Below are 14,966 nucleotides of genomic sequence, written 5' to 3'. Positions count from 1 at the left end.
TTTTTCATTCAGGCTTAACGTCGACGAAACAGCGGCAGCGGTTCATCGGTTGCAGCCTGGTACGTCACCGAGAAATCCTTGAGGCTTTCCAGCGCTTCGTACGGGTCTTTGTCGGCGCGCAAGGCGAAGGCATCGAACCCGCAACGGTGCAGGTAGAACAGTTGGTCGCGCAGTACATCGCCAATCGCACGCAGTTCGCCTTTGTAACCGTAACGGTCACGCAGCAGACGGGCGTTGGAGTAGTTACGACCGTCGGTGAAGGCCGGGAAGTTCAGGGCGATGACCTGGAAGTGCTCCACGTCCTCGCCGATCTCCTCGGCTTCTTCATCGGCGTCCAGCCACACGCCCAGGCCGCCGTCGCGGGCCTTGAGGGCGTGGCCGTGTTCGCGCCACAGGGCCAACGGCACGATCAGGTCGTCGCAGTTGGAGATGCCGTCGAAGCTCGCGTCCTTGGGCAGCAGGTGCCAGGTTTCGTCGACGACTTGGTTGTTCTTAATGATTCGCTGCATAGACGCGCTCCTTGAACAGGTCGATGCCGATGCGCTGGTAGGTGTCGATGAAACGCTCATCTTCGGTACGCTGTTCGATGTACACATCGATCAGTTTGCCGATCACCTCGGGCATGGCTTCCTGGGCGAAGGACGGGCCGAGGATCTTGCCCAGGCTCGCATCACGGCTGGCACTGCCGCCCAGGGACACTTGATAGAATTCTTCGCCTTTCTTGTCCACGCCCAGGATGCCGATGTGACCGACGTGGTGGTGACCACAGGCGTTCATGCAGCCGGAGATGTTCAGGTCCAGCTCGCCGATGTCGAACAGGTAGTCCAGGTCGTCGAAACGGCGTTGGATCGATTCGGCAATCGGGATCGACTTGGCGTTGGCCAGGGAGCAGAAATCGCCACCCGGGCAGCAGATGATGTCGGTCAGCAGGCCGATATTCGGCGTTGCGAAACCGCTTTCGCGCAGCTCGCCCCACAGCGTGAACAGTTGGCTCTGCTCAACGTCGGCGAGGATGATGTTCTGCTCGTGGGAGGTGCGCAGTTGGCCGAAACTGTAGCGGTCGGCCAGGTCGGCGACGGCGTCCAGTTGCTTGTCGGTGATATCACCCGGCGCAACGCCGGTCGGTTTCAGCGACAGGGTCACCGCCACATAGCCCGGCTGCTTGTGCGCCAGGGTGTTGCGGGCACGCCAGCGGGCGAAGCCAGGGTGTTGCTGGTCGAGGGCGGCGAATTTGGCCTCCTGGTTGGCCAGGGCCTTGTACTCAGGGTCAACGAAGTGCTTGGCCACACGGTGGACTTCGGCTTCGGTCAGGGTGGTCTGGCCGCCGCGCAGGTGTTCCATTTCGGCGTCGACTTTCTGGGCAAATACCTCAGGGGTCAGCGCCTTGACCAGGATCTTGATCCGGGCCTTGTATTTGTTGTCACGACGGCCGTAGCGGTTGTAGACCCGCAGGATGGCGTCGAGGTAGCTCAACAGGTCCTGCCACGGCAGGAACTCGTTGATGAATGCGCCGACCACCGGGGTACGGCCCAGGCCGCCACCCACCAGCACACGGAAGCCCAGCTCGCCGGCTGCGTTGTACACCGGCTCCAGGCCGATGTCGTGCACTTCGATCGCTGCGCGGTCCGAGGTCGAGCCATTGATGGCGATCTTGAACTTGCGCGGCAGGTAAGCGAATTCGGGGTGGAAGGTGGTCCACTGGCGGACGATTTCACACCAGGGGCGCGGGTCGATCAGTTCGTCGGCCGCTACACCGGCAAATTGGTCGGTGGTGACGTTGCGCAGGCAGTTACCGCTGGTCTGAATGGCGTGCATCTGCACGGTGGCCAGTTCAGCCAGGATGTCCGGCACATCTTCCAGCGCCGGCCAGTTGAACTGTACGTTCTGGCGCGTACTGATGTGGGCATAGCCCTTGTCGTAGTCGCGGGCAATCTTGGCCATCATGCGCACCTGGCGCGAAGTCAGCTGGCCATAGGGCACGGCCACCCGCAGCATCGGCGCAAAGCGCTGAACATAAAGGCCATTTTGCAGGCGCAGAGGGCGGAACTCTTCTTCGCTCAGTTCACCTGCCAGATAGCGTCGGGTCTGATCACGGAACTGCTTGACGCGGTCCTCGATGATGCGCTGATCGTATTCGTCGTATACGTACATATAGGTCCTGTTCTCGGCAAATCTGCGCGCACGGCCGCGCACTCCCAACGGAGCCGGCGCACGATACCAGTTTGCGTTTATGCGCAAAAGTGATGTTTGAGTATATGTAAATAACCAAATTGACTAATGAGAACGGTTATCGCGATACCCACATTTGTCATGCGGGCAATCATGAACTTTACTGTGGTCGAGTCTTAGTGCAGTCACCTATAAAACCGACAAGAGGCGATGCGATGAGCAATTCTACAAAGGCCCGTAAACCTGACAGTACCGTTGATGCCTGGGCGATTTTGTTTTTGATCGTTCTGGTGGTGGGCACCGCAGTATTCTGGGTGAGCCACCAGTAAAAAGGCTGTCGCTGAGCCTCGATTGACTGTCGCAATGCCACTATCATGGCGGTCAATGTTCAAGGCTCGGACAACCATGTTGAAGGTTCTGATTACGTGTGTGTGGTTGCTGGGGGCGGCGTACGGGACGATGGCCCAGGCCGCGTCGGTGGTGTTTCTCAATCCCGGCCTGTCGACGGAAACCTTCTGGGTCAGTTATGCGCAATTCATGCAGGCCGCGGCCAAGGACCTCGGCCTGGATTTGCGCGTGCGTTATTCCGAGCGCGACACTCGCAACACCCTGGCCCAGGCCCGGGAAGCGCTGCAAGGTGCCGAGCGCCCCGACTATCTGGTGCTGGTCAACGAACAGTACGTCGCCCCGCAGATTCTGCGCATGGCCCAAGGCAGTGGGGTCAAGTTATTGCTCGTGAATAACGCGCTGACGGCTGATCAGGCGCAAATGCTCGGCAGCGGCGTTAATTGGCTCGGCAGTATGGTGTCCAACGACGAGCAGGCCGGTTACCTGATGCTCAACGACCTGCTGCGTGCTCACGGCTCGGTGGCGCCTGGCGAGACCATAGAGCTGTTGGCATTCTCCGGCGTCAAGACCACTCCGGCGGCCTTGCTGCGTGAGCAGGGCCTGCGTCGCGCTCTGGCCGAACACCCGCAGGTGCGCCTGCGCCAGCTGGTCTATGGCGAGTGGAACCGCCAGCGCGCCTATGAGCAGGCCACGCTGCTATTCAAGCGCTACCCGCAGACGACGCTGGTGTGGTCGGCCAATGACGAGATGGCGCTGGGCGCGATGCAGGCCCTGCAAGACAGCGGCCGCGTACCCGGCAAGGACGTGCTGTTCAGTGCGCTCAACAGCTCGCCGGAGGTCTTGAACGCGCGCATGGACGGGCGGCTGACAACCTTGGTGGCCGGGCATTTTACCCTGGGCGGTTGGGCGATGGTGTTGATCAATGATGATGCCAAGGGCGTCGACATCAATGCCCATGGCGGGCGCGACCGCCAGGAAGCGCTATTCCAACTGATCGATACCGCCCAGGCCCGACGTTTGCTCGAGCCTATGGCAAAGGTGGATTTCCGTGCACTGTCCGCCGTCGACAAGCCGGCTTCCTACCGTTACCCCTTCAGCCTGCAACTGCTGTTGCGCTAGACGCCGGCCAGGTGCAGCACGAGCTTGACGATACCGAACAAGGTCAAGGCAAACACCACGGTAAACAGAATGCCCAGCGCTACAAAGTGGCTGGGCTTGCCGTGGGTAAAGTCCCGGGCGCGGTTCTTGCCGCTCTGTACGCCGAAGGCGGCAGCCACGACGCTGTGAAGCATCTGCCAGAAGGTAGGAGGCTTGTTGTTGACTGGATCGTCCATACATCCCTCGACACAAGGTGTGTGAGAGAGAGCATAGCCGCTGGCGGGTCGTAGTGAGCGGGCTTGTCCTAATGCCAGTCAGTCAAGCGATAGAACGGACGATGAATAACTTGTGGGAGGGGGCTTGCTCCCGATGAGGGTGTGTCAGTCAGCAATTTATCGACTGACTCACCCTCATCGGGAGCAAGCCCCCTCCCACAGTCGCCGCGGTCTTTCAGAAACACCATGGCGTCCTTGTTGGAGCGGCTGCGCCGCCCAGCGCGGGGCGAGCCCGCTCACTACACAAGCCGGATGGTCAGTTGTCGTGGCCTAGGTTGGCGCACGATGTAACTTGCCACTCGGAATCGCATAAACGCTGACCGTTTGTAGTGAGCGGGCTTGCCCCGCGCTGGGTGGCGAAGCCGCCCCAAATCCGGGCGCCTCGGTCTTTCAGAAACACCATGGCGTCGTTGTTGGGGCGGCTGCGCCGCCCAGCGCGGGGCGAGCCCGCTCACTACAGGGTCAGTTGTCGTAGCCGAGGTTCGGTGCCAGCCAGCGTTCAGTCACGGCCAGGTCCTGGCCTTTACGCGCGGTGTAGCTTGCAATCTGGTCTTTATCCACCTTGCCCACGGCAAAGTACTGCGCCTGCGGGTGGGCGAAGTACCAGCCGCTGACCGCCGCCGCCGGGAACATCGCGTAGTGCTCGGTAAGGAACACTCCGCTGCGGCCGGCGTGCAGTTCATGGGCCTCTGGGTCCAGCAACTGGAACAGGGTGCCTTTCTCGGTGTGGTCCGGGCACGCCGGGTAGCCGGGGGCAGGGCGGATGCCGCTGTACTGCTCCTTGATCAACGCCTCGTTGTCCAGCGCTTCATCCTTGGCATAGCCCCAGTAGTCTTTACGCACCTGCTGGTGCAACCACTCGGCGCAGGCTTCGGCCAGGCGGTCGGCAAGGGCCTTGACCATGATCGAGTTATAGTCGTCGCCCGCATCCTGGTAGGCCTTGGCCACTTCTTCGGCGCCGATGCCGGCGGTGGTAATGAACCCGCCCACGTAGTCGGTCACGCCGCTGTCCTTGGGGGCGACGAAGTCGGCCAGGGAGAAGTTCGGCTTGCCGTCGGTCTTGATGATCTGCTGGCGCAGGTGGTGCAGGGTGGCCAGAGGCTTGCCGTCATCGCCGTAGACTTCCAGGTCATCGTCCTGCACCTGGTTGGCCGGCCAGAAGCCGAACACTGCGCGCGCGCTGATGAGTTTCCCGTCGATCAGCTTCTTGAGCATTTCCTGGGCATCGGCATACAGCGCGGTGGCGGCTTCGCCCACGACTTCATCGGTGAGGATGCGCGGGAATTTGCCGGCCAGGTCCCAGGAAATGAAGAAGGGCGTCCAATCGATGTAATCGGCCAGGACATTCAGGTCGATATTGTCCAGCACCTTGGCACCGGTAAACGTCGGCTTGACCGGGGTGTAGCCGGCCCAGTCGAACTGCGGCTTCTTGGCGATGGCCGCCGCGTAGCTCAGGCGTTCGGTGCGGGCGCTACGGTTGGAGGTGCGCTCGCGGACTTCCACGTACTCCTCGCGGGTCCGTTCGACAAAACCGGCCTTGAGCTCCTCGGACAGCAATTGCGTGGCCACACCCACCGCACGCGAGGCGTCGGTGACATACACCACCGCATCGTTGCTGTATTTGGGCTCGATCTTGACCGCCGTGTGCGCCTTGGACGTGGTGGCGCCACCGATCATCAGCGGCAGGTGGAAATCCTGGCGCTGCATCTCACGCGCCACATGCACCATCTCATCCAGCGACGGGGTGATCAGGCCGGACAGCCCGATAATGTCGCACTTTTGCTCCTTGGCCACCTGCAGGATTTTCTCCGCCGGCACCATCACGCCCAGGTCGACGATGTCATAGCCGTTGCAGCCCAGCACCACGCCGACAATGTTCTTGCCGATGTCGTGCACGTCGCCTTTGACCGTGGCCATCAGGATCTTGCCCTTGGCTTGCGGCTTGTCGCCTTTTTCCAGCTCGATGAACGGGATCAAGTGGGCCACGGCCTGCTTCATCACCCGGGCGGATTTCACCACCTGGGGCAGGAACATTTTGCCGGCGCCGAACAGGTCGCCAACAATGTTCATGCCGGACATCAGCGGGCCTTCGATCACTTCGATCGGGCGTGCGAACGACAACCGGGATTCCTCGGTGTCTTCAACGATATGCGTGGTGATGCCCTTGACCAGCGCGTGCTCCAGGCGCTTGTTGACCTCCCAACCACGCCACTCCTCGGTCTCGGCTTCCTTGACGCTGCCGTCGCCCTTGTACTTGTCGGCAATGGCGAGCAGGGCATCGGTGCCGTCCGGGGTGCGGTTGAGCACCACGTCTTCCACCGCATCACGCAGCTCTGTCGGGATCTGGTCGTAGATTTCCAACTGGCCGGCGTTGACGATACCCATGGTCAGGCCATTGCGGATCGCATACAGCAGGAACACCGAATGGATTGCCTCGCGCACCGGGTTGTTGCCGCGGAACGAGAACGACACGTTGGACACACCGCCGGAGCTCAGTGCATACGGCAGCTCGTCGCGGATATAGGCGCAGGCGTTGATGAAGTCGACGGCATAGTTGTTGTGCTCTTCGATACCGGTGGCGACCGCGAAGATGTTCGGGTCGAAGATGATGTCTTCCGGTGGGAAGCCGACCTCATTCACCAGGATGTCGTAGGAGCGTTTGCAGATCTCTTTCTTGCGCGCTTCGGTGTCGGCCTGTCCGGCCTCGTCGAACGCCATCACCACCACGGCCGCGCCGTAGCGCTTGCACAGCTTGGCGTGATGAATGAACTGCTCCACGCCTTCTTTCATGCTGATGGAGTTGACGATGCCCTTGCCCTGGATGCACTTGAGGCCCGCTTCGATCACGTCCCACTTGGAGGAGTCGATCATGATCGGCACACGGGAGATGTCCGGTTCGCCGGCGATCAGATTGAGGAAGGTCACCATGGCCTTCTTCGAATCGAGCATCCCTTCGTCCATGTTGATGTCGATCACCTGGGCGCCGGCTTCCACCTGCTGCAGGGCGACTTCGAGGGCTTCGGTGTAGTTGTCCTCACGGATCAGCCGGGCAAACTTGGCAGAACCGGTGATGTTGGTGCGTTCGCCGACGTTGACGAACAACGAGCTGCGATCAATGGTGAACGGCTCCAGGCCCGACAGGCGGCAGGCCTTCGGAATGTCCGGGATCACGCGTGGCGCGTAGCCGGCCACGGCCTTGGCAATCGCCTCGATGTGGCCTGGGGTGGTGCCGCAGCAACCGCCGACGATGTTGAGGAAGCCGCTCTGGGCGAACTCTTCGATGACCTTGGCGGTTTCCGAGGGCAGCTCGTCATACTCGCCGAACTCGTTGGGCAGGCCGGCGTTGGGGTGGGCCGATACGTGGGTGTTGGCCTTGTTGGACAACTCTTCCAGGTACGGGCGCAACTCGCTGGCGCCCAGGGCGCAGTTCAAGCCCACCGAAATCGGCTTGGCGTGGGCCACGGAGTTCCAGAACGCTTCGGTGGTCTGGCCCGACAGGGTACGGCCGGAGGCGTCGGTGATCGTGCCGGAAATCATGATCGGCAGTTCCACGCCCAGCTCCTCGAACACGCCTTGCACGGCGAAGATCGCGGCTTTGGCGTTGAGAGTGTCGAAGATGGTTTCGATCAGGATCAGGTCGGCGCCGCCTTCGATCAGCCCTTTAGTGGCTTCGGTGTAGTTTTCCACCAATTCGTCGAAGGTCACGTTGCGGTAGCCGGGGTTGTTCACGTCGGGCGACAACGAGCAGGTGCGGCTGGTCGGGCCGAGCACGCCGGCGACAAAGCGCGGCTTGGCCGGGTTCTCCAGGGTCTTGGCGTCGGCCACCTTGCGCGCCAGGCGCGCACCTTCTACGTTTAGCTCGTAGGCCAGTTCTTCCATGCCGTAATCGGCCATGGAAATGCGCGTGGCGTTGAAGGTGTTGGTTTCGAGGATGTCGGCCCCGGCATCCAGATAAGCCTTCTCGATCCCGCCGATCACGTCGGGGCGGGTAATCACCAGCAGGTCGTTGTTGCCCTTGACGTCGCTTGGCCAGTCGGCGAAGCGTTTGCCACGGTAGTCATGCTCCTCGAGCTTATAGCTCTGGATCATCGTGCCCATGCCGCCGTCGAGGATCAGGATACGTTCCTTGAGGGCTTGGTGAAGGGCTTGCAGACGAGCGCTACGATCGGACATGGGACTACTCTGGTCAGGCATTACGGGGGGCATGAATCATAGCAAACCTGTGCCGATTTGGAGCATGCCCGGGCTTTGCATGAATATCGTTCATGTTGGAAGGGGCGATGGCCCTGTAGAATCACCGGCAATTTTTCAGCGTACGCTTCGATTCGGGACTGGGCACATGCCATTTCGTTTTATTACCAGCGCCGTCCTGGCGTTGGTCGCCGGCTATGCCCAGGCACAAGGTCCCGCTTCGGCGATCTCCTATACCCGCGATATTCAGCCGATCTTTACCGAGAAGTGCGTGGCCTGCCACGCCTGCTACGACTCCGCCTGCCAACTCAACCTGGGCAGTGCCGAGGGCGCGGCGCGCGGTGCGAGCAAGTCGCCGGTTTACGATGGCGAGCGCAGCCAGGCGACGCCAACCACCCGTTTGTTCTATGACGCGTTCGGCAAGCAGGCGTGGCAGCAAAAGGGTTTCTATTCGGTGCTGGACGCCCAGGGCAGCCAGGCCGCGCTGATGGCACGCATGTTGGAACTGGGCCACAACGCACCGCTGCAACCCAATGCCAAATTGCCTGAAGACATCGTGCTGGGCCTCAACCGCGACAACATGTGCGCAATGCCCGGCGAGTTCAACGCCTATGCCGGCGCGCATCCCAAGGAAGGCATGCCCCTGGCGGTCACCGGCCTCACCGATCAGCAGTACCAGACCCTGCAACGCTGGCTCGCCTCCGGTGCGCCGATCGATGAGCAGGGCCTGGCGCCCAGTGCCCGTGAAGCCTTGCAGGTGCAGCAATGGGAGAACCTGTTCAACCAGCCCGGCGCCCGCGAGAGCCTGGTGGCGCGCTGGTTGTACGAGCACTTGTTCCTGGCGCATATCTATTTCGAGAACGGCGAGCCTGGACATTACTTTCAATGGGTCCGTTCACGCACACCGAGCGGCCAACCCATCGACCTGATCGCCACGCGCCGCCCCAACGACGACCCCGGTACCCAGGTGTACTACCGCCTTTGGCCAGTGCAGGGGGTGATTGTGCATAAAACCCACATCACTTACCCGTTCAGCGCCGAGAAGATGGCCCGCATCAAGGCGCTGTTCTACGCCGGCAACTGGCAAGTGAATGCTTTGCCGGGCTACGGCCCGGGGCGTCGCGCCAACCCGTTCGAGACGTTCGAGGCGATCCCGGCCAAGGCGCGTTACCAGTTCATGCTGGATAACGCCGAATATTTTGTGCGCACGTTCATTCGTGGGCCGGTCTGCCGTGGGCAGATCGCCACGGATGTGATCCGCGATAACTTCTGGACCCTGTTCCAGGACCCGGATCACGACCTGTACATCACCGATGCCCGTTATCGCGGCCAGGCCACGCCGTTGCTGGCGATGCCGGGGCAGAACGATGACGTGGGCAGTGTGCTCGGCCTGTGGCTGGCTTATCGCGACAAGCGCAACCAATACGAAGTCTTGCGCCGCGACAGCTATGCAGACGTGGCGCCGCCCAGTTGGTCGACCCTGTGGGCCGGCAACGACAATGCGTTGCTGACGATCTTTCGTCACTTTGACAGCGCCTCGGTCACCAAAGGCCTGATCGGCGAAGTCCCGCAAACGATGTGGTTGTTCGACTATCCGCTGCTGGAGCGCACCTATTACCAACTGGCGGTAAATTTCGACGTGTTCGGCAACGTGTCGCACCAGGCCCAGACGCGCTTGTATTTCGACTTGATCCGCAACGGCGCCGAGCAGAACTTCCTGCGCTTGATGCCGGCTGACAGCCGCGACGGTTTTCTCGATGACTGGTACCAGAACAGCGGGAAACTGAAGATGTGGCTCGACTATGAGGCGATTGACGACGACAAGCCGAGCGGCCTGCACCTCAACGCGCAAGACCCGAAACGCGACTTCGCCAACCAGTTGCTGGCCCGCTACGGCGACCTCAACGTCAGCCCGGACCCGATCAACCGCTGCACCGGCGCGTTTTGCTCGCGTGACGGTATCGAGCCGGCCTTGCAGGACGCCGAACAGGCGCTCAGCCGCCTGACCTCACGCCCGGCGGCCGGGCTCAAGGTCATCGACCAATTGCCTGAAGCGACCTTGCTGCGCATTGAGACCGCCAGCGGCAAGCGCGAGGTCTACAGCATGCTGCGCAATCGAGCGCACAGTAACGTGGCGTTCCTGCTGGGTGAGGCCTATCGCTACCAGCCCGGGCTGGATACGCTGACTATTTATCCCGGCGTACTGACCAGCTATCCGAACTTCATCTTCAACATCCCGGCGCAGCAAGTGCCTGAGTTTGTGGCGGCCATGGAGAACGCCAAGGATGCCAAGGGTTTTGAGCAGATCGTTGATCGATGGGGTATTCGTCGCAGTCATCCGCTGTTTTGGCAGTACTTTCACGATCTGTCGCGGTACATCCACGAAACCACACCGGTGGAAGAGGGTGTACTGGACATGAACCGCTATGAAAACCTCTGAGTCCCCGCGCTATCGTCGACCCTACGGGGATGGGCGTGACCAGTAGGCGGGGCCATAGTCCATCAGCAGTTCACTGCCGGCGCGAATGTCGTCCTTGGCGATCAGGAAGACCATGTATTTTCCGGCATAGACGGCCGCCACATTGTCGTTGCCCACGCGTGGCGCGCCGGGCATCTGGCCTGTATTGATCAGGCTGAGCATATTGCTGTTGCCATGCCCGCTGATCGTCGCGCCCTCGGTGGCGGTCTGGAATAAATAGTCGGACACCCGCTGCATGCCATGCTCAAGAATATCGGCGCTGAGCGACGCATCGTTCAGATGCAGGCGCCCGGTGTACGGCCCCAACACATCAAAATGCTGGATATCGCGCCGTGCCACCAGCGAGTAGCCGCGCTCCGGGCCGTCGTCGAGTTTTTTTACCTCGAACAGTTCGCTCAGCAGGTCATGGTGACGGCCTTCCTTGGTGATCCAATCCTGGATGTCTTCCGTCACGGCCTCGATCACCCGCTGGCGCTTGGGCTCCCTGAGCCCGTCGAACAGGCCGCAGTCATTGGTGATCCTGATCTGCTCCACCGCGCCCTCCAGGTCTGCCGTCAGGCTGCGGTTGACGTTGTAGGGATCTTGCAGGATCGGCGCGGCGTTGTTGATCTGGTGCCCATCGGGGCGATCGGCGTCGTAGTGCGTACGGCTGCGCTTGGCGGCAAGGGTAGGCTGTTCAGTGTCGGGTTCACGCGGCGACGTCTGGGTGGTGGAATCCTTGGAGGGACTGGCGGCCGGCACCGGCACTGTGCGCTTGCGCGCCAGCGGTGTGTTGGGCAGGGGCTGGTCAAAAAACACCGCCAGGCGCCCGGACTGGGTCAACTGGCCATTGTCTTCGACATACTGCCGCCATTTCACCGGGTTCAGATTACGCTGGTCGAGGAAGTGTTCCATCGAACGATGCGGCTGGGTCTGGGCGTGCAGGCGGTGCCAATCCTCCAGGTCTTGCCGGGTCAGCGGGCTGAACGACTGCTGCAGGCTGTGTTTTTCCAGGACTTTGCCAAGTGGCGTGAATGAGCCGTCCATATTGACGTGGTCGATAAAGGCCTGCGGGTCGAGGTTGTGATCGTGGGCATAGCCCTCGCGGGTGCGCTTGACCCGCATCGCCTGGGGCATGCGCCGCCAGCGTTGCAAGTTTTTCAAGGTTACGGGCACCCGAGCGCGGTTGGCTTGATCGAGCATTTCCTGGCCGCGACCGCGCAGTTCGCCGCGGGTATGCACAAACTGATGAAACGCTGCGGGATCGAGCTTGTGCTTTTTGATGAAGGCGTCCGCCGCCAGTTTCAGGGCCATCTCGGAGAAGGCCGACCACTTTTGCAAGGTCGGCGGCGTAAGCACATTCAGGCCATCCGGCGCGCCGCCCGCGAGTCTTGTCGGGCTTGAAAACCAATGGCCGGGCTGCACCGAGGACAGCCTGATACCCAAGTCCTGATTGGTTTTCGGGTTGACCAGTGCGACGGTAAAACTGTTTGCGCTCCCTTCGGCGATTTCCTTGAGGTAGCCGTAGGAATGCTCGCGGATCTGATAAACGGCGATCTCGCCGCGCTCATCGATGTTGCAGACAAACGCTTGACCATACTCGCGTCGGTGGAAAATCCCCCGGGAATCCGGCTTAAGCCCGCTGATCCAGTGGGCTGACACCGCATAGCGGCTGATGTGCGGGTCGCTGTTGCTCATGACCGTGACCGGTTCGCGAAAGCGTGGGCCGAAGACGCTGTCCGAGGCTGCGTCAATCAAGCGCCAGTCTGGGCGCGCATTACTGCCGACATTACGCAGCGGCACATTCGGCGTGCCGGCTACCACGAACAGTCGGTCGCCGGGTTGCCGTGGCGTCCAGCCTGTGGGGTTTACCGGGATCAAACGGCTGGCCGGAATCATCTCGTCCGCCCATTCGCCGAACGTGTTCAAGGTCTTGTAGAGCAATTTGAGCGAGTAATAATGGCCCATGCGCAAAAGGGTCGGGAGGGCGCTGAGTGGGTTGAGTTCCTGCAACACCTGGATGATCAACTGCCGCGTCAGGGCCTTGAGCGCGGGCAGCGCCAGGCGGATCCCGGCTCGGCCCGATTGCACGATCACCCTGGCACTGCCGGCCACGTATTTGCCCAGGGGCAGGGCAAACCCAACGATATCGGCAAAAAAACTCAAGCCGCCGAGGGCCACGCGTTCCGGGTCGCTGGAATTGAGGTCCTCGATGGGGCCCCAGAACGGCACCAGGACTTTGCCCCAGAACGCCATGCGCTCGCCGAGGTATTCGCCGAGGTCCAGTACCTTGGTGGCTTCACGGGTGGTATCCAACAACGCGACTTCGTCGCAGTAAAAGTGTTGCTCGGCAATCATGTGCGCCAGCGCTTCAGCGCGTGCGCCATAGAGGTGGTTGGTGGCGCGGGACGCCTGACTGACGGGTAGATCGAGCGGTGCCAGCACCTCGCCAACGGGGTCGGCGATCAGCGTATGGTGCTGGCCGGGCCTGGGCGTTGCGCCGTTGCGGTAGGCCGGCCAGTCGAATGCCAGCAAGGTGCCGCAGCGAAAACTGCCCTTGCCGGGGCGGGTGGCGCCGCCAATCGATTGGGTCTTGACCACGCCACCGATCAGCAGGCTGCGGATGTCGTCGCGCACACGAATCACGCCAAGGGCGGGAAACACTTCGATGTAACATGCCGCGTTCGCCAGACGCGGGTTGCCCAGGCGCAGGATGAAACCCGTGCGGCCACGTACGGCGGCGGTCCGGCGCGGGGTTTCGAAGGTGGCTTCGACGTCGCGCAGCGGCTCGCGCAATGCATAGACGCGGACTTCATCGCGCTCGATATCGCCGACCGCCGGCGGGATTTGCGCGAGCAGTGTCTTGATCAGTTTTTTATAGGCAGCTTTCGGGGTTTGCAAATAGGCATAGAACGCCTTGTCATGGGCTTGGTCGCTGCTGAACTGCGCGCGTCCCGGTGGCCGGAGTACAAGCTGCTTGACCGCCTCGATCACCTCGCGCTCGTGGCGCTCCAGTGCCGCAACCGCCTGGGTCACTTGCTCGGGGGTATAGCGCTGCTTTTGCACGGGCAGCAAACCGTTGGCCTGCGCCCAGTGCAGGGTCGGTGGCAATCTGGCCAGGGTCACCAGCGCCTGTCGCCCGGTATCGCCCTCGCAGGCCCGGAAGTACTCAGCTGAGAGGTTGTGCAACTCATCGAAGGTGAAACCCCGCGCCGCGCCGGGTGCCAGGCATTCGGCGAGCAGAAAGCCACTTTTGAAATGCACCCAGGCACTGGTGGTGCCGTAGGACAGCTCATCGGGAATGTCGTCGACCCATACCTCGCTGGCGATGTGCGCCTTGGCGACGCACAGCACCAGCGCCGCGCCATGGGCGTCGACGCCCAACTCACGCTGGTAGTCGTGCAGTAGGGACTCGCGGATTTGCGCGTAGCGGGCGCACGGTTCGATCAACCGGTTGAGTTCGTTGTCGTACTGGGCGGCGTCCTGGGGCTTGATGCTCAGCCATAGGGCGCGCCAGACGAGTTTGACCAGCACTGCCCGGGGGCAGTCCTGCGTCGGGTCTGCGCCGAACCAGTCGAGTGCGCTGACGATCCGCCGGCCGACCTCGAGGCTGTGGGGCTGATGCAGGTATTCGCTTAACAGTGCGGTCGGCTGGCTGCGGGCCAGCTTTTGCTGGGGGGCAAAAAAGCTGTCGGGCAAGATGTGGCTGAACAGCGATTTGCCGTGTTCCTCCTCCAGCGCACGCGTCACGCCGACGATGATTGCATCGCCGGCGTCGCCCAGTAGCGGCTCCAGGTCGTTATTGTGATCGGCATGCCCCAGCGCGAGCAGCGCGCAGCATTCGCGTAGCGTGTCGAGCAGCCTGTTCCATTGCGCGGGAGTGGCCGGGCTGTGGGGGATCAGGCCGTAGTATTTGAGCGCGAGATCGAAGCGCACCGAGCCGTCACTCTTGAGCCCGTCGCCGACGCGATGGAGGATGGCCAATAGCACCTCGGCATCCATCGTCCAGTAGGTGGGGATATCGCGCAGTACCACGGGTTGATTGCACAGCGTGAAAACCTCCGGGATGGCAGGTTTTGGCTGCCTGGGGGTGTTGACGAGGGCGGTGAGGGAGTCCAGCAGCGTGTCGGTGTAGGGCGTCTGGGAGGGTTGCCGGTTGTGTAGGTATTCGACAAAGTCCTCGTCGGCCTCCAGCTTTTGCAGCGTAGTGAACGCGGCCTGGCATTGTCGGCCGAGTTCGGAGCCGGGGAGCGGGCGGTAATAGAGGCTGGCAGCCGCTGCGCTGGAGGCGGGGCTGGCCAGCGGGGTGACTGCATCGATCAAGTGGTACAGGGTGTCGAGTTGGGCGGGGCGTTTTCTGCAAAAAATCGATGACGATAGTGGGTCCATGGCGGGTCTCGGCCGAGTCGGTAAAACCCGATGTTAGG

At 61.8% G+C, this 14,966-nt stretch carries 7 protein-coding genes; 2 read left to right on the top strand and 5 right to left on the bottom strand.

Going from position 1 to position 14,966, the window contains the following annotated elements; translation table 11 throughout:
• Nucleotides 1-14 precede the first annotated feature (14 nt).
• Nucleotides 15-509 carry a DUF934 domain-containing protein gene (locus C9383_RS17815; protein WP_090371510.1) on the bottom strand — a complete coding sequence of 165 codons (495 nt, stop codon included), beginning with the start codon at nt 507-509 and terminating at the stop codon, nt 15-17.
• Nucleotides 493-2,151, bottom strand: coding sequence for a nitrite/sulfite reductase (locus tag C9383_RS17810; RefSeq protein ID WP_090371508.1), 1,659 nt, complete (start codon nt 2,149-2,151; stop codon nt 493-495). Before C9383_RS17810 ends, C9383_RS17815 begins: the two co-directional genes overlap by 17 nt.
• Nucleotides 2,152-2,574: 423 nt before the next feature.
• Here C9383_RS17810 and C9383_RS17805 point away from each other — a divergent pair, with 423 nt between their 5' ends.
• Nucleotides 2,575-3,636, top strand: coding sequence for an ABC transporter substrate-binding protein (locus C9383_RS17805; RefSeq protein ID WP_090371506.1), 1,062 nt, complete (start codon nt 2,575-2,577; stop codon nt 3,634-3,636).
• Here C9383_RS17805 and C9383_RS17800 read toward each other — a convergent pair.
• Entirely contained in the window at nt 3,633-3,851 is a 219-nt protein-coding gene (locus tag C9383_RS17800) for a DUF2970 domain-containing protein (RefSeq protein ID WP_060757125.1), read from the bottom strand. The two genes, C9383_RS17805 and C9383_RS17800, sit on opposite strands and share 4 nt — an antisense overlap.
• A 501-nt stretch (nt 3,852-4,352) precedes the next feature.
• Nucleotides 4,353-8,063 (bottom strand): methionine synthase, encoded by a 3,711-nt coding sequence (metH, locus tag C9383_RS17795; RefSeq protein WP_090371503.1) that lies wholly within the window; start codon nt 8,061-8,063, stop codon nt 4,353-4,355.
• 166 nt (nt 8,064-8,229) lie between these two features.
• Between metH and C9383_RS17790 the strand changes: the two genes are divergently transcribed.
• A complete protein-coding gene (locus tag C9383_RS17790; RefSeq protein WP_090371501.1) occupies nt 8,230-10,521 on the top strand; it encodes a fatty acid cis/trans isomerase in 2,292 nt (763 codons plus the stop codon).
• 21 nt (nt 10,522-10,542) lie between these two features.
• On the opposite strand, the gene C9383_RS17785 is transcribed toward C9383_RS17790, so the two are convergent.
• Nucleotides 10,543-14,928, bottom strand: coding sequence for an SET domain-containing protein-lysine N-methyltransferase (locus C9383_RS17785; protein WP_090371497.1), 4,386 nt, complete (start codon nt 14,926-14,928; stop codon nt 10,543-10,545).
• Nucleotides 14,929-14,966: the final 38 nt, after the last annotated feature.

The sequence above is a fragment of the Pseudomonas palleroniana genome (assembly GCF_003031675.1).
In the GTDB taxonomy this organism is placed as follows: domain Bacteria; phylum Pseudomonadota; class Gammaproteobacteria; order Pseudomonadales; family Pseudomonadaceae; genus Aquipseudomonas; species Aquipseudomonas palleroniana.
Note: the sequence above shows the minus strand (reverse complement) of the source record. Positions and strands in the feature narration are given on the sequence as shown.

Excerpts from the sequence above, each read along its gene's own strand:
- C9383_RS17815 (WP_090371510.1), bottom strand. The coding sequence starts at position 509 with ATGCAGCGAATCATTAAGAACAACCAAGTCGTCGACGAAACCTGGCAC.
- C9383_RS17810 (WP_090371508.1), bottom strand. The coding sequence starts at position 2,151 with ATGTACGTATACGACGAATACGATCAGCGCATCATCGAGGACCGCGTC.
- C9383_RS17805 (WP_090371506.1), top strand. The coding sequence starts at position 2,575 with ATGTTGAAGGTTCTGATTACGTGTGTGTGGTTGCTGGGGGCGGCGTAC.
- C9383_RS17800 (WP_060757125.1), bottom strand. The coding sequence starts at position 3,851 with ATGGACGATCCAGTCAACAACAAGCCTCCTACCTTCTGGCAGATGCTT.
- metH (WP_090371503.1), bottom strand. The coding sequence starts at position 8,063 with ATGTCCGATCGTAGCGCTCGTCTGCAAGCCCTTCACCAAGCCCTCAAG.
- C9383_RS17790 (WP_090371501.1), top strand. The coding sequence starts at position 8,230 with ATGCCATTTCGTTTTATTACCAGCGCCGTCCTGGCGTTGGTCGCCGGC.
- C9383_RS17785 (WP_090371497.1), bottom strand. The coding sequence starts at position 14,928 with ATGGACCCACTATCGTCATCGATTTTTTGCAGAAAACGCCCCGCCCAA.